Genomic DNA, 19,018 nt, shown 5'->3' on the forward strand with positions numbered 1-19,018 from the left:
GCGAAGCCCACCCTCGATCGAGTCCAGCCGAGCAAAGGACCCCGCGACCTTCGCGGGATTCCCGTGGGAACCGGCAACTCCCGCATCGGAGCGCACTGAGGACGCCCCGAGGTCGTCGTCGACCTCCCCCCTCGACCGGGAGCCAGCATCCACTCAGGAATCCTAGGTCACAGTTCCGAGGGCCTGGGAGAACCGCCCGAGGCGATTCGGAGGGGAGCTCGGCTCAGGCCCGGTAATGATCGAGGAACAGGGAAACGGCGGACGTGATGATCCGTCGGCGCTCGTCCGGCTCCGGGTTCGGCCCGAGCCCGAAGATGGGGGGCCAGAGCATGAAGCCTTCCACCAGGGCGCAGAGCTGGTTGGCGGAAAACTCGGGATCGTTCGGTTTCAAGCGGCCGTCGGCCGTGGCCTGCTCGATCCAGCGAATCAGGCGGGCCATGAACCGCTTCTCATCGCCGATCGTGTCGCGGGCCAGTTGCGGGGTCCGCAGGAATCGGGAGAGCGAGACACGGACGAGCCCCTGGAAACTCTCGGAGGTGATCAGCTCCCCCACCTTGAGGCAGTAGCTGACCAGTTGCTCGGCCAGGTCCCGATCCGCCTCGTAAGGGAACTCCGGCAGGGCCTCGGTCTGGGCGATCAACTCCTGAACGATCGCCTCGAACAGCGCGTCCTTGCTCTGAAAATGGTTGTAGACGGTCCGCTTGCTCACCCCGGCCCGTTCGGCAATCCGGTCCATGCTCGTGGTGTCGAAGCCACTCGTCGCAAACTCCTCGACCGCCGCGTCGAGAATCGCTGCGCGCTTGCGATCCGTCAGGCGACCAGAAGCAGCCGGCGGGAGGGAAACGCCTTCCGACAATTTCTACACTCCAGGGTTTACTTTCGAGGAGAGAAAAGTAAACTACACCGAGCAGTACACACGATCCGCCCTCCTTTCGAACAGCGGGTGAAACGGATGACCGCTCGCATCATGATTGTACCCGATCGCGGAGCGATCCCCATGGGGGGATTACTGGTCTTGCTGGCGATCGCAGGGTGTTCGGAGGCTCCGGCGTCAGTCGAGGGAGCGAAGCCGCCGAGGCCGGTGTCCACGATGGTTCTGGGAGAATCGAGCCCCAGCGTGCCATCGGTGGTGACGGCCGCGGTGGTTTCGTGGAAGACCGAACAACTGGCGTTTGAGGTCGGCGGGCGGGTGAGCCAGGTGATCGAGCCGAACGAGCGGGTTGAGCCGAAGGTGGATTCGGAAGGGGGGGAACCGACGCTCGGAACTCCCCTGGCCCGCCTGGAGGATGAGCGGTTTCGGATCGCCGTCGAGGCGGATCGGGCGGCGGTCGAGGTGGCTCGTCGGCAGATCGAGGCGGTTCGGGTGGACCTGGAGCAACGGCTGCCGGCCCGGATCGACGCGGCGAGGGCCGAGGAGCAGCTCGCCCGGATCGAGCTGGAGCGGGCCCGACGCTTAACGGAGCGATCGGCCGGCACGCGGTCGGCGCTCGACCAGGCGGAAACGACCCTGGCGACCGCCGCGGCCAACCTGGCGGCGGCCGAGGGGGAGCTGGCGGCTCGGGAGGCTGAGCTGCGATCGCTCGAAGCGCAAAGGATGCAGGCCGAGCAGCGGCTGGCCCGTGCCGAGCGCGACCTGGCCGACGTGGTCCTGTTCAGCCCGTTTCGAGGTCAGGTGGCCGAGTCGCATGTCACGCCCGGGGCCTTCGTGCAGGCAGGCGACCCGATCGCCACGGTGCAGATGATGGACCCGGTGGCCGTCGAGTTCGAGGTCTCGGCCGAGGATTCGAGGCGGTTTCGCCGCTGGGACACGCTCTCGGTCCTGGTCGAGGATGGCAAGGGGCGGCCCCGATCGCTCGATGGGGTCGTCTACCGCACCTCGGCCGTGGCCGACCCGAAGACGAGGACGTTTACCGTGACCCTCCTGGTGCGCAACCCGATCGAACGGCCCCAAGTGCCGGACGACCTGACGGGCGGGCCCATCGCCCGGGCCTCGGCCGTGGTGCCCTTGAACGTCGGCTCAGTGGTGGGGGGACAGACCGGGCTGTTCGCCGATGAGGCGTCGATCGGCCGGGACGAGGACGGCCCGTTCCTCTGGCGGGTGACAAACCGACGGCTGGGGGAGTCGTCGATCGGCGATGCAGGGATCCTCCGGGTCGAGAAGCTCCGGATCGCCACTGGGAGCGATCGGGTGCCGTTTCTCGGGGCCTGGACCTTCGTGCCGATTGAGATCGTCGAGGGCCAGGCGTTCGACCCCGAGCGCGATCTGGTCGTGGTGGACCTGACGGTGACGGACGGGGACCGCGGTTCCTGGGACGGTGAGACGGTCCTGCTCGAACAGGATCGCTGGCTGCTCCGACCGGGGGACGTGGTGCGGGTCGATCTCGGCGGCGAGGCGAACCCGACCGGCTTCTACGTGCCCATGAAGGCCTTGCGGCGCGAGTCGGGCCGGACCTTCGCGTTTGTGGTCGATGAGGAGCACCCGGATCAACCGACTGCCCGGCAGGTCGAGGTCTTCTTGCCGGATCGGGGCGCGACGTTCCTGGGACCGTCGACCCTGCACCGGGTCGAGCCGGTCGAGCCGGGACGGCTGGCCGAAGGGGATCGCCTGATTATCGATGGGGTCCATTACCTGACCGACGGCGACGCGATCCTGGAGATCCAAGGGCGTTCAGGGGGCGTGCGATGACCCTGAACGGGCTTCCCGAGTTTGCCATCCGTCGACCGACGATCGTGGTGGTGGTCGTCTTGATGACCGTCGTCTGGGGGGTCGTCAGCTTCCTGACGATGCCAAGGCGCGAGGACCCCGAGTTCACGATCAAGGTCTGCGTCGTCTCGACGACCTGGCCCGGAGCCCCGGCCGAGACGGTCGAGGAGTTGATTACCGACCCCCTGGAGGAGGCGATCGACAGCCTCGAAGAAGTTCATCTGATTCGATCGACGACCACCAACGGCCGCTCAACGATCTTTGTCGAGATCGAGGAGCGGATTCCCGGCGACCGGATCGACGACCTCTGGGACAAGGTCCGCGCCCGGGTGGCCGAGGTTCCGATGCCCGAACCGGGGATTCGGGCCGTCGTGAACGACCAGTTCGGTGATACGAGTGTGATTCTGTTTGCGGTCCATCAGGTGCCGATGCCTGGAGCCGAGACGATTGCGCCGGAGCTGGCCTACGCGCCGAGGCAGCTCGACCTGTTCTCCGAGCAGGTCCGAGACGCCCTGCGGTTGCTGCCGGGGGTGGCGACGGTCGATCGCTTCGGCGTGCAACAGGAAACGATCTTCATCGAGACGGACGCCGGCACCTGGTCTCGGCTCGGCCTGACCTCAACGCAACTGGCCAGCTTGCTCCGGGAGCGGAACATCGAGGCCCCCGGCGGGACGATCGACACCGATGACGGCCGCTTCTTCGTCAAGCCCGGCGGCGCGTTCGACGCCGTCCGGGAGATCGAGACGATGGCCATCGACCTGCCCGGATCGGAGGGAACGACCCGAAACCTGACCCTGCGGGACCTCGGTTTGGAGGTGCGCCGGGGTTATGTCGATCCGCCGACCTTGCTCTGCCGGTACGGCGATCCCGAGCGATCGACCCCGGCGGTCATTGTGGCCGTGACGATGAAGTCGGGGGCGAACATTCTCGACCTCTGCGACGCGAGCCGAGCGAAGGTCCGGGAGCTGACCGAGGTGTCGGGCCTCCTGCCGCCCGACATCGGGGTTTCGATCGTCTCGGACCAGTCGGTAAGCGTTCGAGGGCGGATTCAAGGGGTGATCGTCAACATCATCAGCGCGATCGTGATCGTGGTGGCGGTGGTGTATCTGGTCGTCGGGTTCCGGACGGCGGCGGTGATGGCGGCGAACATTCCGTTCGTGGTGCTGGCGTCCTTGGGGATCATCACCCTGTTCGAGGTGCAACTGGAGCAGATGTCCCTGGCGTCGATGATCATTGCGCTGGGCCTGTTGGTGGACAACGCGGTGCAGGTCTGCGACCAGGCCCGATCGAATCAAGAGGCCGGGATGGCTCCGAACGAGGCAGCGGTCCGCGGGGCGCAGTTGCTGGCCGTGCCGATGCTCAACGGCACCTTGACGACGATCGCCGCCTTCGTGCCGATGCTCATCGCCATCGAAGGGGCCAATCGTGAATTTATCTACGGCCTACCGGTCACGCTCTCGGTGATGCTCGGGGTCAGCTGGGTCCTGGCGATGACCCTTTGCGTGATCCTGGCGGCGGCCTTTATCCGGGTACCGAGCGACCCGACGAGGCCCTCGGCGCCGATTCCCTGGCTCGCCGTTCGGATCTTCGGGCGTCGCGGAGGATCGCAGGGGCCGGGGCTGTTCGTCCGATCGTATGAAGCTGTTGCCCGGCTCGCCCTGCGGTTCAAAGGGGCGACGTTAGCGGGGGTGCTCGGCTTGCTGGTGCTGGCGAGCCGGTTGCCGGTGGCCGCCGAGTTCTTCCCGATCGCCGAACGCGACCAGTTCGCCGTGCAGGTCTGGCTCCCGGAATCGGCCACGATCGAGCAGACGGCGCAAATCGCCGGGGAGGTCGAGGAATTGATCCGGCGGTTGAGTCCGATCGAGGGCTCGGACGGGGAGACGGTCGAGCGGCTGGACGGCTTTCGGACCCTCATCGGCGGTGGCGGCTCGCGATGGTATCTGTCGTGGGAGCCCGAGCCGACCAAGGCGTATTACGCCGAGATCCTCGTCCGGACGACCGATGGCCGCCTGACGCACGACTATGTCGAGGACCTGCGGAGGGCCGCCGAGCACGGTCACGACGGGCTGGGCCTCGCCCCGATCGTCGGCGCCCGGGTGGTTCCGATCGAGCTGTCCCTCGGTCCGCCGGCCGATCCGGTCGTCTTGCGGGTCAGCGGCGACGGCTTCGCGGACATGGACCGTTTGCGAGCAACGATTGATCGGGTCAAGGCGATCGTCGAGGCCAGGCCCGAGACCTGGGCCGTGCGGGACTCGTGGGGGGTCGAAGGCTATCAGCTTCGGGTGGACGTGGACGACGACCGCGCCCGACGCTCCGGGGTGGCTCATGCTCAGGTGGCCGAGACGCTCGACGCCTACTACTCGGGCCGACCGCTGACGACCTTCCGCGAGGGGGACCATCAGGTTCCGGTCGCCTTCCGCCTGAGGCCCGAAGGCCGGCAATCCCTGGCCGGGATCGACCGGGCGTTTGTCGAAGGGGGATCGGGCAAGGTGCCGCTCTCGGCGGTGGCCGAGGTGGCGGCGACCTGGGAACCGGCGAGCATCGACCGCCGCGACCTGAACCGGACCATCGAGGTGCGTGCTCGGGTCGTCCCGGGGGTTTCGGGGAACGATCTGACGCAGGAGATCTTTGATTCGAAAGCGATGGAGCAGCTTCGGGCCGACCTGCCGATCGGGTTTCGGGTGGAGGTCGGCGGCGCCCTGGAGGAGTCGATCGAGGCACAGGCGATGATGCTCAACTCGTTCGGCCTGTCGTTCGTGGCGATCGTGTTGCTTTTGATCGCGCAGTTCGACAGCGTCTCGAAGGCGATGATCATCATCGGCACCTTGCCCCTGGCGATGATCGGCGCGCTCTTCGGGCTCTGGGTGACGGACAACGCGCTGGGCTTCATGCCACAACTGGGCATCCTGGCGTTGTTCGGCATCGTGCTGAACGCGGGGATCATTTTCATGGAGTTTGCCGAGATCGTCGTGCGGGAGCGGGCCGAACAGGCGACCGGCGACGGGCCGATTGGCGGGCTGTCGGTCGAGGCGTTCCGCGCAGCCCTCATCGAGGCTGGACGACGGCGCCTCATGCCAATCTTCCTCACGACGGCGACAACCGTCGGCGGCCTGATTCCGCTGGCCCTCGATGGCGGTCCGCTCTGGGAGGGGATGGCCTGGCTGATGGTCTTCGGCCTGATCGTGGCCACCTTCCTGACCTTGATCGTGATTCCTTGCCTGTTCGCCCTGGCCGTTGAGCGGTTCCGGCTCCGCCCGACCCTAGGCGAGGTAAACCGGCCCTCGATGGGGGAATGATCACCCGGTGATCGGTGGGCCGGTCGGGTCGGGTCGGCGATCGGCCCACCGATACAACCGGACCAGCACGCACCAAAAAGCGCACGACACCCCCACACCTGGCATTGAATCTGCTATCTTGATGATGCGGACCCATCGTTGCGACAACTCCTTGTGAACCCGCCGCACACGGCTGTGCGCGCCCGACCTTCGAACCCGCCTCGCCGATCAACGGATTCGTGGCCTGGCGGCCAAGAGGTAGATCTCGTGGCGATTTCGGGCACTCCGAATCGACGGCTCCTGGGACTGGCCCTTCTGGTCGTCTTGACGCTGGTTCCCGGTTCCTGGCAATGGACCGGACCGTGGGCGTCGGGCGATCCTCAGCCACCGCCCCGGCCCCAGCGGCCAATCGGCGATGCGGCAGAGCGAGCACCAGCACGGTCGAGCCTCGACGACGCTCCCGCGGAGGTGATCACCTTGCTGGATGAGGTCCTGGCGCGCATGCCTCCGGCTGGCTCGGGCGTGGCCGAGTCGCAGTTTTATCACTGGACCGTGCCAGGAGCTCCGACCCAGGCAGCCCTGGGCATCAAAGGGGTGCCGGGCGTGGACCCAGACGCCTTGATCCGACGGGTCATGGAGGTCGACGGGTACGAGGGGCGCCTTGCGCACGTCCTCGTCAATGAGTCGCGGTCCGCCCCGGCCGAGGATCCTCCGGACCGGGTGGTGTTCACCCAGCGGATCAACGTGCCGGGCATCACCCAGGTCCAACATGAGCTAGAACTGGTGGATGCCGGAACGATCCGGGGCTACCGCGTGGCCTACTGGTTCCTCTTGCCCGAGGACACCGCGGCCCTTGACCCGAGCTTCGGCGCTCGGAGCGAGGCAAACGTCGGCGTCTGGCTGGCGGCCCCGGGAGTCGTCGGCTATGCCTTTCATAGCTGGCCAAGACGCGACGACTTGAACCGGTTTCAGTGGTTCTCGCTCACCACCGGGGCCGCCGTGGTGGCGCGACAGATCGTGGAACGGAACATCGACGACATGGCCAACTGGGCCCGGCAGTGATCGCATGGAGCGGACCGCGAGGCGGACTTGGCGGGCTCGTCGAGGCGGATCATGCCGAGCCGGAACGATCCGACGGAGGCGAGCATGTCCATCATGGATCGCCCGCAGGTCGATCGGTTCCCAGTGCCCCTGCTCGTTCGATTTCACCGTGCGATCCGTCGCCCGGCAGTCTCAACGGGTCGGTTGTCGTCAGCGTTCCGGGGCGTGTGAGGAGGCCGTCTCGAAGCCGTGGTGGGAACTCGTTAGAATTTTGACGAGGTTCGTCCGATCCCGAACGGTGCCAGGACGAGGTGCGAACCCTGCCCTCGCCGGCTGATCCGTTCCGGTGCCCGGGACCCGGGCCAACCTTTCAGGGGTGTGGCGGGTCCCGTGGCGTGTTGTTGAGCTCGACGGAGACGATCCCCAGTCATGCCGATCCTGCCCGCAGAACCGCAGCTCTTTCCCCCCGACCTGCTCGATCGGCCGATGCCTCCGTCGGCCTCGGAACCGTCTTCCGAGGAGGAAGACGACCCCGACACGCCGCGCTGGTGGTGCCTGCACACCAAACCCAGGCAGGAAAAAGCGATCGCCCGGGACTTTCAAAAGCATCAACTGGCTCATTATCTTCCGCAGGTGGTCAACGAGAGTCGAACCCCCGCCGGCCGGAAGATCCGGTCGGTCGTCCCCTTGTTCCCCAGTTACCTCTTCTTCTGGGGAGACGAGCACCAGCGGCTCCAGGTCTTCCGCGGCGACCGGCTGGTCTCGGTCCTGAAGGTCAAGGATCAACAGGAGTTGCACGAGGACCTGCGCCAGGTCCATCGGATGCTCTCCTCAGGTTTGCCGGTCGTTCCCGAACCGCAGTTTCCGATCGGCAGCTGGGTCCGGATCACGAGCGGGAAGCTGGCCGGGATGATCGGCAAGGTGGAGAAACGAGGCAACCGCGACCACTTCATCGCCATCGTCCGGATGCTGGGCAAGGGGGTTTCGGTCGAGCTGGAACCGTGGCAGGTCGAGGCCGTGCCGCCGGAGTCCAACGACTCGTGACGGCTCCGAGTCGACCGGATCAACGGGCCGCTTCACCGTGATCGGAGGCGTACGGCTCAAGCGATCCCAGGAATTCGCTCGCCTGAGCCTGGATGCGATCGCGTTCCGCGTCGTCCACGCGCTTCAAGCCGAGCACGGCCGGGCCGAGCCGAGGGTTCGCCCGAAGCGTGGCTTCGTGCGCGATGAGGAAGTTCCAGTAAAGGGCGTTGAACGGGCAGGCCTCGGGACCGAGCCGGCGATCGGGGCGGTATGAGCAATCGCCGCAGAAGTCGCTCATGCGGTTGATGTACGAGGCCGAGGCGATGTACGGCTTGGTGGCCGTCAGGCCGTCATCAGCGTTCAGACCCATGCCGATGACGTTCGGCAGGACGACCCAGTCGTGCGAATCGACGTAGAAGGTGAGGAACCAGTCGGCCACGGCCTCGGGGTTGATCCCCGCCAGAGTGGCGAAGTTGCAGAGGATCATCAGACGCTCGATGTGGTGCGTGTAGCCGGAATCGATCAACCGGCCGATCACGGCGTGCAAACAGGCCAGTTCGGTCTGGCCGTCCCAGAAGAACCGGGGGAGCGGACGCTCGGCCTTCCAGGAATTGGCCTGACGCAGCGCGGGCATCTGGCGATGGTATTGCCAGAGCATGAATTCGCGCCAGCCGATGACCTGGCGGATGAAACCCTCGGCCGAGTTCAACGGGACGCGACCGGCGCGGTACTCGGCCTCAACCGCCTGGGCCATCGCCAGTGGATCGAGCAGGCCAAGGTTCATCTGCGGCGAGAGCAACGAGTGGAACAGGACCCCCTCAGTGCGGCTCATGGCATCTTCATACGGGCCGAACGACTCCAGGCGATGCCGGAGGAAGTCGTCGAACGCCGCCTGGGCCTCGTCGTGCGTGACCGGCAAGGCAAACCCCTCGACCGATCCCACGCCAAAGCCCTCGTCCTCCACCTCCTTCATCACTGATCGGGTGATCGCGTCCGGCTCGAACCGGGGGACCGGAGGAATGGCCATCCGTTTCGGCAAGCGCTTGCGGTTTTCGGCGTCGAGGTTCCACCGGCCCGAGGTCGGCTTGCCGTCGGGTTCGATCAGGAGCCCGAAGTGCTTCCGCATGCCTCGGTAGAAGGTCTCCATCACATAGCGGCGGCCCGGCTCGGGATCGGGGATCGGGTTATACCGGCCGACGAGGAACATCGAGTTCGGCAGGACCTCGACCTCGATCCCCAGATCCTCGGCCATCGTGCCGAGTTGCCAGGCCCTTGGCCCATGATCGGCCGCGGCCATCGTGAGCAGTCGCGCCGACCGATGCCGCTTCAGGTGCCGGGCCAGCCCGTCCTTGCTGGTCTTCGCGGCGATGACCTCGACCGCAACCCCCTGCTCCTTCAAGCCCTCCGCGACGTGCCGGCCGGCGCTCCGATGCAACACCTGCCGCTTGCGATGAAACGGCAATCGCCGCTCCCACGCCTGGCTCTCGACCAGCACCACCCGGACCTGCCCTTGCCCCCCCTGCTCGATCGCCGTCCGCAGCGCCGGGTGATCGGTCCTCAGTTGATCGGCCAGAATCCAGACACTCACCCGATCCGCCATGATGGAGGCACTCCTGCGGTCCTGGCCCTCTTGCGTGCGGGGCCTTTGCTGCTGGTTTTAGACCGCCCGATCCCCTTCGCCCACCCGGTTCGCCCGCGCCTCCCTTGTCCCGATCCTGCGGACCGCCCGCCTCCGCGCCGGCCTCGCCCGAGGGCGTGCCTCGCCCGCTCGGCGGGCCTGGACAGAAAATCGCCCCCCGCAGGTGCCCGGATGACACGCATTTGTCCCGGAAATTGTCCCGCGCAGCTTCCAGGCGGAGGTCACGGACGCCCGTTTGCCCCCGGCCACGCCCCGAAACCCTGGGATTTTCCGGCGAAGTGATGGGATGTTCCCAATCGTCTGGGCGGGGGCCGACCGCGTCCTTGCGGCGTGGTGCGCGTCGGGCTGACTGCAATTGCTCCCCTGCAACCGGGGGGATCACCTGGCGGAGAACTTCTCCAGCAATCCCAAAGCCCCCCATTTTACGCCCGAACGCGGCGAACTGGCACGTTCCGTCGAGATGAAAGGGCGTTCCCATTGGAACGTGGCCGAGCCGCGCCGCAACAGAGGCAGGCACCTGATCAGAACGCAGGGGCTCCCCCTGTCGAGGCAATCGTTTGATCCGGGGATCAGGCGATCACGTCCCGGATGACCGCACCGCCGAACTGCGAGAGCTGCTTGAAGCGCCCGGCGTGGGCGTAGGTCAGGGCGTTGTCGTCGAGTCCGAGCAGGTGCAGCAAGGTGACGTGGAGGTCGCGGATCGGGTGGACGCAGGCCACGGCCTCGGCCCCCAGCTCGTCGGTGGCGCCGACGGTGGCGCCGGCCTTCACCCCGCCGCCGGCGAGCCAGACGGGCATCGCCCGGGCGTTGTGGTCGCGGCCGTAGGCGACGCCGCCCCGCACACCGTTGTCGGGGCTGCGGCCGAACTCGCCGCACCAGAGCAGGAGCGTCTCGTCGAGCAGGCCGCGCCGTTTCAGATCGGTGACGAGGGCGGCGATGGGCCGATCAACGCCTCGGATCAGGCTTCGGTGGGCCCGGGCGATGTCGTCGTGGCTGTCCCAGGTGCCGTGGTACAGCTGGACGAACCGCACGCCGCGCTCCACCAGGCGGCGGGCCATCAGGCACTTCCGGCCGAAGTCGTCGGTCTCGGGCCGGCCGACGCCGTAGAGGTCGAGCGTTTTCGGATCCTCGCCCGCAAGATCGAGCAGATCGGGCACCGTCGCCTGCATCCGGAAGGCCAGCTCGTAGCTGGCGACCCGGGCGGCGAGTTCGTCGCGGTCGGCGGGAAAGGCCTGCTCCAGGTGGGACTGGTTGAGCGCGGCGAGCAAATCGAGGTTCGCCCGCTGGTGCTCGGGGGTGATTCCTTCGGGAGGGCTCAGGTCGAGGATCGGCGACCCTTCGGCCCGGAGCGGGGTCCCCTGGTAGGCGGCGGGCAGGAAGCCGTTGCCCCAGTGGGCCGGGCCGCCCTGGGGGTCAGACAGCTGCGGCAGGACGACGAACCCGGGCAGGTCCTGGTTCTCGCTGCCCAGCCCGTAGGTCACCCACGAGCCGACGGCCGGGTCGCCGCCGAACCGGTTGCCCGTGTTGATGTGAGAAAGCGCCGTCGGATGGTTGACCGACTCGGCCTGGAGCCCCCGGTAGAAGCAGATCTCGTCGGCCACGCCGGCCAGGTGCTCCCAGTCGGTCGCCATGTCGGCACCGCAGGCGCCGGCCTTACGGAATGCGAAGGGGCTCTCGACGTAGTACCGCGTCCCGGAGGACATGGCCGACTGCTCCTCGCCGGATCGGACGAACTCCGCAAGGTGCAGGTCGTGCAGCTTCGGCTTGGGGTCGAACGTGTCGATGTGGCTCGGCCCCCCCTCCATCAAGAGCACGATGCAGGCCTTCGCCCTCGGCGCGTGATGGGGGGGCTTCACGGCCAGCGGAGCGTCGGGGGCCGCAGACGCGCTGGCCCGGGCGCGGTCACCGGCCAGCATCGCGGAGAGCGCAACGCTGCCCAGGCCCGCGCCGAGGCCGAAGAGCACGTCGCGACGGGTCGGGGCGATCGCGAAGGGGCGGCGTTGGCGGGGCATCGTGCGGTCCTCGGTCGGCAAGCAAGGGCGGCCTGGCTTATTCGACGTACAAAAAGGCGTTGGCGTTGAGCAGCACGAGGCAGACGTCGGCCAGGGCCCGGGTCTCGGGGTCCACGTCGGAGGGTTGCAGATCGGGCACGTAGTCGCGGACCGACTCCAACTCCTCGGTGAAGGTGAACGGTTCCCCCGTGTTCTCGTCGACGGCCCGTCGGGAGACGGTCGTCGGCAGCGCCTTCGGTGTGATCGCAACCACGCGATGCCGTTCGGTCATGGCCTGCCAGTGGTCGAGGCAGGCCCGGAGCGCCTCGGCGTCGGGTTCGGCGCCAGTGATCAGGAGGAAGGCCCGCCGGACAGCGTCCTCACGGCGGTTCGTCTCCCCCTGGACCCGGGCCGCAGTCGCCAGCGCCCGATCGAACGACTCGGCACTATTGAACAGCGTCAGCGCCTGAGTAGGGACGGTGGACGAGGACCGGCGTTCACAGGGTTCCTCGGGGCTCGGCTGGTTGAAGACGGTGAGGAAGGGGTCGCGCTGGCCGCGAACGACCATGGCGTAGAGGGTCCGTCGGTTACGATCCTCGGGACGGGGCGACGGCTGGTACGCCGGGGCATAGGTGCCCATCACCTGCCGGGGCTGGAGCGCCGCCTCCCGGTTCATGTCGGGCCGGACGGGGACACCGCCGAGCGCCGGGTTCAGCTCGCCGGAGGCAGCGAGCATCGCGTCTCGGATCTCCTCGGCCGTCAGGCGCCTCGGGTGGAAGCGGGCGAGGAGCAGGCCCTTCGGGTCCTGCGCGGCCAAGCTGTCGGGATCGGGGTGGCGTGCTGATCGGGCATAGACGTCACTGGTCATGATGAGCCGATGCATCGCCTTGATCGACCAGCCGGACCGGACGAACTCGGCGGCGAGCCAGTCGAGCAGCTCCGGGTGGGTCGGCGTTTCCCCCTGGGTGCCGAAGTTGTTCGCCGAGGCGACGATCCCCCGGCCGAAGTGCCCCTGCCAGATGCGGTTGACCATCACCCGAGCGGTGAGCGGGTTCTCCGGGCGGACCAGCCAGTCGGCGAAGGCCCGGCGGCGGCCGGCGACCGTGTCGGGAATCTCGGCCGACGGCGGCGCGGAGGTCGAGTCCTCGATCACGGGGACGCAACTCAACACACCCGGCGTGACTGGTTCGGTGGGCGCGAAGACGTCCCCCCCGGCCAGGATGGCCGTCCGCTCGACCGTGCCGCCGTGCAGGGGGTCATCGGGCAGGGCAATCGGCGCCGAGACGTTCCGCAGCGACCGGGTGGCGCCCGAGTAGACCGAGAAGGCGACCGGGCGAGAGCGATCTCGCTCCCAACGGTGCCGTTCCAGCGATTTGCGGGCGATCCGCTCCAGGCCGAGGTCCTCGGCCGTCAGGCCGTAATTCTTCGGGACGACCTGGTCGGCGGGCACGCCTTGCTGGAACTTGACGGTTCGGGGGGCATCATCGAGCCCGCGCTCGGCGTACCAGGAGCGGGCGGCGGCCTCGGCCTTCGCCTGCAAATCGCGGAGGATCGCCTCGTACCGGGCGATGCGTTCGTCGAGGTAGCGTCGGCCGTCGACGCCGGCCTGGGTGTTCTCCTCGGGGAGAAACGGGGCCTCCCGGTCGGCGAACTGGGTGGTGGCGAAGACGGCCTGGATGGCGTAGTAGTCGCGGGTCGGGATCGGGTCGAACTTGTGGTCGTGGCAGCGGGCGCACTGGAGCGGGTGGGCGAGGAAGGCCTGCCCGACGAGGTCGGTCACGTCGTCGAGGAACTGCTGGCGCGTGACCTTCGCCACGCTCATCCCCGTCTGTTCCCAGGGGCCCATCCTCAGGAAGCCGGTGGCGATGAGGGCCTCGGGATCGTCCTCATCCAGCTCATCACCGGCGACTTGCTCCCGGACGAACTGATCGAAGGGTTTGTCGTCGTTGAATGCCCGGACGACGTAGTCCCGGTAGCGCCAGGCGTTCGGCCGCTCGTAGTCGTTGGCGAACCCGGCGGTGTCGGCGTAGCGGGCCACGTCGAGCCAGTGGCGGCCCCAGCGCTCGCCGTAGTGCGGAGAGGCGAGCAGTTCGTCGACCAGGGCCGCAAACGCCTCCCGGTCCCCCCGGGGATCGTTCACGAAGGCGTCGATCCGTTCCGGGGCCGGGGGCAGACCAAGCAAATCGAACGACGCCCGCCGGATCAATGCGCGGCGACTGGCCCGGGGGGCGGGCGCGAGCCCGGCGGCGTCGAGCCTGGCGTCGAGAAAAGCGTCGATCGGGGTCGCCGCCGTACGGGACTCGGGGACCTCGGGGCGCCTCACGGGGCGATAGGCCCAGAGATCCTCGGGGGCGTAGCGGCGAGCGGTCCAGTCCTCGGAGAGCCCGCCGCGGGTCGGGACCACCACCCCCTCGGCCTCGGCGGCGACGATCGCGGCGATCCGGGGGTCGTCCGGCCAGGGGGCCCCGGCGTCGATCCAGGCCCGGATGAACCCGATTTGCGACTCGGTCAGGGCGTCGGTCTCCTTGGGGGGCATCTCCAGGCCGGGCTCGGCGCGGGTGACGGCCCAGAAGAGCGGGCTGGCCTCCGCGTCGCCCGGCTCGATCGCCGGCCCGTGAAGGTCACCGCCGTCGAGCATTCCCTGCCGGCGGGTCAGGTCCAGGCCTCCCTGAATCGTCTCCGGGTCGTCGCCGTGGCAGGCGAAGCACTTCGCGGCCAGCAGCGGCCGAACGTGCAGCGCGAACAGCCGGTCTCCCTCCGCCTCGTCCCCCCACGCGGGCACGCCCGGCCTCAGAAGGCAAACTAGCAGCAGCACGCATCCCGCGGGAACAAGCGATCGCACGGACATGAATCCGCCTCCGAGGACCGCGAAGGCAAGGGCGGCGCGTTGACCATCGTGCCTCCATCCTACCCGAAGGCGCCTGGCGGCGTCATCCGACCGTCGGGGGGCCTGGGTGAGCGGCCCGGAACGACTCCGACGGCCTCGGCCGCCGAAAATGTTCTCACGCCTTGACAATTCGGTCCCGATGTTCGGTGACGCCTCGGGTGGCGTTCCGCGTATCGATCACCAGGGGGGCATGGGCGACGATCCAGGGCCAGTCGAAGGCCGAGTGATCGGTGACGATCAGGACGCAGTCGCGGGACGCGAGGTACTCGGGGGTTAAGGGCTGGCTCTCCATGCGCAGGTTGGGGTACTTCCGCATCGAGGGCAGGACGGGAATGTGGGGATCGTGATAGCTCACGTCGGCTCCGCGCGCGAGCAGGAGTTCCATCAGCTCAAAGCCCGGCGACTCGCGCGGGTCGTCGACGTCCTTCTTGTAGGCCATCCCGAGCAGGGCGATCCGGCTCCCCTTGACCGGCTTGCCCCGGTCGTTCAGGGCGTCGGCCACCTTGTGCACGACGAACTCGGGCATCGACGTGTTGATCTCACCCGCCAGTTCGATGAACCGCGTGCTCATCCCAAAGCGGCGGGCCACCCAGCTGAGGTAAAACGGGTCGATGGGGATGCAGTGTCCCCCCAGCCCGGGCCCAGGATAGAAGGCCTGGAAGCCGAACGGCTTGGTCTTCGCCGCGTCGATCACCTCCCAGACGTCAATGCCCATGCGGTCGTAGAGGATCTTCAGCTCGTTGACCAGGGCGATGTTGACGGCACGATAGGTGTTCTCGAGGATCTTGCACGCCTCGGCCACCTCGGCCGAGGAGACCGCGACGACCTTGACGACGATCTGCGCGTAGAAGGCCGCGGCCAGCTCGGTGCTGATCGGGTCGAGCCCGCCGACGACCTTGGGGATGGTCGGGGCGGAGAAATCCGGGTTGCCCGGGTCTTCGCGCTCGGGGCTGAAGGCCAGGAAGAAGTCCGCGCCGGCCCGAAGGCCGCCGGACTCCAGGATCGGCTGGACCTCGTCGCGGGTTGTGCCGGGATAGGTCGTGCTCTCGAGCACGACGAGCTGCCCCGGCCGCAAGGTCCTGGCAATGGCCCGCGCGGTGTTCGTGACAAACGAAAGGTCCGGCTCCCGGGTCTCGCCCAGGGGGGTGGGCACGCAGATGAGCACGATGTCAGCCTCGCCCAGCCGGCCCAGGTCGCTCGTGGGCTCGAAGCCCGCCGCGCTCATCGCCCGGACCGCCTCGGGGCCGATGTGGCCGATGTAGCTCTGCCCATCGCGCAGGAGCTGCACCTTGCGCGGGTCGGTATCAAACCCCAGCACCGGAAAGCCCCGGGTCGCGCAGGCCTGCGCCAGCGGCAGGCCCACATATCCCAGACCAATGATCCCCACCCGGGCCGAGCCTTGCCGGATCTGCTCAAGCAAGGCGTCACGATGAACGTTCGACATGGATCACAGTTCCACAACCGGGAGATGTCCGCACACACGATTGGAGTATAGAAGGCGGCCCCGCCTCCCCGCCACCGAGGACCCAATCCCTCGGACCGGAAATCCGGATCGGTTCTCACCCTGTTCGTCTTCAACGGCGGGTTCCCAAGGGTTGTGACAGGAGCGTTGCCGCCCGGGGTTCCTCGGTGCCCTCGCCCCGGGGCCTCCACCAATCCACCAATGTCCCAACACGGCCATCGTGTCGACCTGCCCGACCGCCGGGCTCGGCTCGATGCCTCGCGTAACGACAACGCCGGCGTGGCGTGGATCGCGCCGCAATCCCACTGGCCGAGTCGAACAATGCGTCGGAGGTCCGACGAGCCCGATGGCGGGACGGCAACTCTATTCATCGCCGAACACTCACATTTTAATCTTCAAGATAATCAAGATCACAAGTTGCGGATTTTCACGAAATTTTATTATTAAGATATTACAATTCTTGCGGCCGCGACATCGGCGGTGCACCAGGTTCCTTCGCGTCAACGCTCCGGGGTGACGGCCCGTCAGGGAGCCGGCCTTGAGGAGCCGCGTTCACCGCCTGGGGCATGTACTTGGGGCGGCTGGGCCCATAGAGACGTGCCATCGCGAACGTCACGACGAAGAGCGTGCCCCAAAGCTCATAAGTACCCAGGAAGGCGTTCCTCTCAAGCTTTTCCGTCAAGTTGAAGACATCCTTGCGCTCGATGGCCTCGCGCGTGGCCCATTGGAGGGACAGGGCCATGACGATGGCCCACCGCGACCATGGCGACTGTTTGGCCTCCCAGACGAGGTAGCCCCAGAAGGGGACGAGGTAGACGAGGTGGTGGCCCCAGGCCAGGGGGCTGAAGATCAAGAAGCCGCCGACCATCGCCAGCGAGGCCGCCAGGAGCTTGACCGGGTCCTCGGGCAATTCCCTGCGGCTCCGCAGCAAGCCGATCGCCCCGAGGATGATCAAGACCAGTTCCACCGCCCGGACAACCCGCTCGGCCTGCTTCGGGATCGGAGCGGAGCCGTACAGCCTGGAGAGGAAACTGCTTGCCGTGATGCTACCCCACCCGTCATTCGGCCGACCGAAGGTCGGCATCATCTCCCGGGCGAAGGTCACGAAGGGCCCTTCCCCGGCAACCGCGAGCGTCGCGAGGCAGAGCAGGAGGGACAACAGCGATGACGTGATCAGCACCCGCCACCTTCGTGCCAGCACATAGAGGGGCACGAAGACGAGGGTGACGAACTTGGCGAACGCGCCCACGACCATGCCCAGGGAACTCCGGAGGCGATCCTCGGTCACCAGGCCCATCGCCGCCGACCCGACACACAAGCCGACGATGGGCGAGATATTGCCGATGCGTATGGCAAATTGGCACATCGGGGAGCAGGCGATGAGCACAACGAGTAGCCCCTCGAGACGCGACCGGCCGCCCAGGAGGCGAAGGATGCGGGCAGCCTGGAGTGCGACCAGCCAGAGGCAAATCGCATTCAGGAAGACCCACAGGTCATTGGCCGTCTGGTAATCGAAGAAGCCGAGGGGGAGCAAGAGGAGCGCCACGGGGGGGGCCTGGACGAAGCGATTGTAATCGTGGACGCCCTCCGCTTGCAGAAGCTCTCTGTACCTGGGACGCATGATCGAGGAGTCCGAGTAACCGGGATGTTTCTCGGCCCCGGGCTTGGGGATCGGGTAGAGCGCATCCCAGTGCCCATGACGAGCGATCAAGCCCGCCATGTAATACTGGGTGAAATCGACGGTGACGGGCTTGGTGGACACGCCCCGGATCGCACCGGCCATCAGCAAGACGAGCGCCACGGCCTTGCAGAGCCGATTGAAGGGGCCCGTCGCCCAAAATCGCTGATTTAACATGCTTTTTCCCATTGATTCCGTCGTGTTTCCGCCGAGCTCGCCCAATTCACTCGCCGATCACTCCGATGCGCCGCGTCTTGGGGCCCCCTGGCGTGCCGGGGACGCGCGATCTGGAATCCCGGCATGGGCCCGCGAATACACCACACCAATGTCCGAGCGACCTGCACGGCCCCGTTCCGACGATCATCCTGGCGGCCGGCCTCCCATGATCTTGTAGTATCCCATCGATTGAAGGATCTTGGCACGCGTGCGCAGCCACCGGAACTTTCGCGGCGTGAACGGCACGAACGGGAGGACTGGCGCATCCTCAGCGGGTTTGCCGCCCGGAGCGCCGGCCAGTTGCTCGAGCAGCGCCCCGGCGCCTGGGTCGGCCAGCCATCGCTTGGCAGTCCCCCCGGCATGAAACGCCAGGCACGTGCGAAGGTCCTCGGCGTTGAGCATCCCTCGCGGCGAGGTGCCGGCTTTCTGAAGCACGCGTTTCCACTGGGTGTTGGCCCAGCAGGACCACCGCCGGGGATTCAGATAGCCGCCCCCCATGCGCATGGCCAGGGCCGCCCACACGATCGACTCCACGTGCATGACCCGAGGCAAATCGCCCAGCGACCTCACAAGCCGGTCGAGCCAGTCCAGATCCAGCGGCGATCGGTACTGTGCGATGCCGATGTCCGTGTGGTCGGCCAGCGCGACGCCGTGGTCGAATGCGCTCTGCACCACCGAGAACGGCAGGAGGCAGTTGGGCTTCTGCCACATCAGCCGGAGCGTCCCATCCCCGACGGTCTCGAACTCGAACGACCGCGGGAAATACACGTCGGGATCGACCACCACGACCTCATCGCCATCCCCGGCCAGCAACATCGGGTCCGTCAGCTTGCGCCAGCACGGATGACCCCGGCGGAGTTGTTCCAACCCCGCGTACCGGCGCATCGGATTGCTGGGATCCTCCCAGAGGGGATCCGCAAGCAGGACCTTGATCCTCCGCCGAGCGGCAAACGCCTGGCAGAGCTGCTGCACATCGCGCGGGGTGTCGGTGAGCAGGTGGATGGACTCATCTCCACCGAGGTTCTCGGCTAGGCTGCCGATGCAAAGCGATGCGTAGGGCAGGGAGGAGGCAGCGAGGTTGATTGCAATGATTCTGGGCATG

At 67.2% G+C, this 19,018-nt stretch carries 11 protein-coding genes; 4 read left to right on the forward strand and 7 right to left on the reverse strand.

The window, feature by feature from the left end:
* Nucleotides 1-223 precede the first annotated feature (223 nt).
* Nucleotides 224-856 (reverse strand): TetR/AcrR family transcriptional regulator, encoded by a 633-nt coding sequence (locus GA615_RS23260; protein WP_201750290.1) that lies wholly within the window; start codon nucleotides 854-856, stop codon nucleotides 224-226.
* Between the two features lie 111 nt (nucleotides 857-967).
* Between GA615_RS23260 and GA615_RS23265 the strand changes: the two genes are divergently transcribed.
* From GA615_RS23265 to nusG, 4 genes are all read left to right on the forward strand, one after another.
* A complete protein-coding gene (locus GA615_RS23265; protein WP_161602503.1) occupies nucleotides 968-2,686 on the forward strand; it encodes an efflux RND transporter periplasmic adaptor subunit in 1,719 nt (572 codons plus the stop codon).
* The gene (locus GA615_RS23270; RefSeq protein WP_201750291.1) at nucleotides 2,683-6,000 is read left to right on the forward strand and encodes an efflux RND transporter permease subunit; all 3,318 of its coding nucleotides are present in this window, start codon (nucleotides 2,683-2,685) and stop codon (nucleotides 5,998-6,000) included. Before GA615_RS23265 ends, GA615_RS23270 begins: the two co-directional genes overlap by 4 nt.
* A 246-nt stretch (nucleotides 6,001-6,246) precedes the next feature.
* The gene (locus GA615_RS23275; protein WP_152053733.1) at nucleotides 6,247-7,041 is read left to right on the forward strand and encodes a hypothetical protein; all 795 of its coding nucleotides are present in this window, start codon (nucleotides 6,247-6,249) and stop codon (nucleotides 7,039-7,041) included.
* Between the two features lie 408 nt (nucleotides 7,042-7,449).
* On the forward strand, nucleotides 7,450-8,064 hold the full coding sequence (gene nusG, locus GA615_RS23280) for a transcription termination/antitermination protein NusG (RefSeq protein WP_152053734.1): 615 nt from the start codon (nucleotides 7,450-7,452) through the stop codon (nucleotides 8,062-8,064).
* A gap of 19 nt (nucleotides 8,065-8,083) precedes the next feature.
* On the opposite strand, the gene GA615_RS23285 is transcribed toward nusG, so the two are convergent.
* The 6 genes from GA615_RS23285 to GA615_RS23310 all read right to left on the reverse strand — a co-directional run bounded on the left by GA615_RS23285 (nucleotide 8,084) and on the right by GA615_RS23310 (nucleotide 19,017).
* A complete protein-coding gene (locus GA615_RS23285) occupies nucleotides 8,084-9,643 on the reverse strand; it encodes a cryptochrome/photolyase family protein (RefSeq protein ID WP_152053735.1) in 1,560 nt (519 codons plus the stop codon).
* Between the two features lie 608 nt (nucleotides 9,644-10,251).
* The gene (locus GA615_RS23290) at nucleotides 10,252-11,694 is read right to left on the reverse strand and encodes a DUF1501 domain-containing protein (RefSeq protein WP_152053736.1); all 1,443 of its coding nucleotides are present in this window, start codon (nucleotides 11,692-11,694) and stop codon (nucleotides 10,252-10,254) included.
* 37 nt (nucleotides 11,695-11,731) lie between these two features.
* Nucleotides 11,732-14,521 carry a PSD1 and planctomycete cytochrome C domain-containing protein gene (locus GA615_RS23295; RefSeq protein WP_152053737.1) on the reverse strand — a complete coding sequence of 930 codons (2,790 nt, stop codon included), beginning with the start codon at nucleotides 14,519-14,521 and terminating at the stop codon, nucleotides 11,732-11,734.
* Nucleotides 14,522-14,675: 154 nt separating this feature from the next.
* Entirely contained in the window at nucleotides 14,676-16,004 is a 1,329-nt protein-coding gene (locus tag GA615_RS23300) for a nucleotide sugar dehydrogenase (protein ID WP_152053738.1), read from the reverse strand.
* 469 nt (nucleotides 16,005-16,473) lie between these two features.
* Nucleotides 16,474-17,877 carry a glycosyltransferase family 87 protein gene (locus GA615_RS23305; protein ID WP_161602504.1) on the reverse strand — a complete coding sequence of 468 codons (1,404 nt, stop codon included), beginning with the start codon at nucleotides 17,875-17,877 and terminating at the stop codon, nucleotides 16,474-16,476.
* 183 nt (nucleotides 17,878-18,060) lie between these two features.
* Nucleotides 18,061-19,017: a hypothetical protein gene (locus GA615_RS23310; RefSeq protein ID WP_152053740.1), complete on the reverse strand. Its 957-nt coding sequence runs from the start codon at nucleotides 19,015-19,017 to the stop codon at nucleotides 18,061-18,063.
* Nucleotide 19,018: the final 1 nt, after the last annotated feature.

Origin of the sequence: Tautonia marina, assembly GCF_009177065.1 — a bacterium.
GTDB lineage: Bacteria > Planctomycetota > Planctomycetia > Isosphaerales > Isosphaeraceae > Tautonia > Tautonia marina.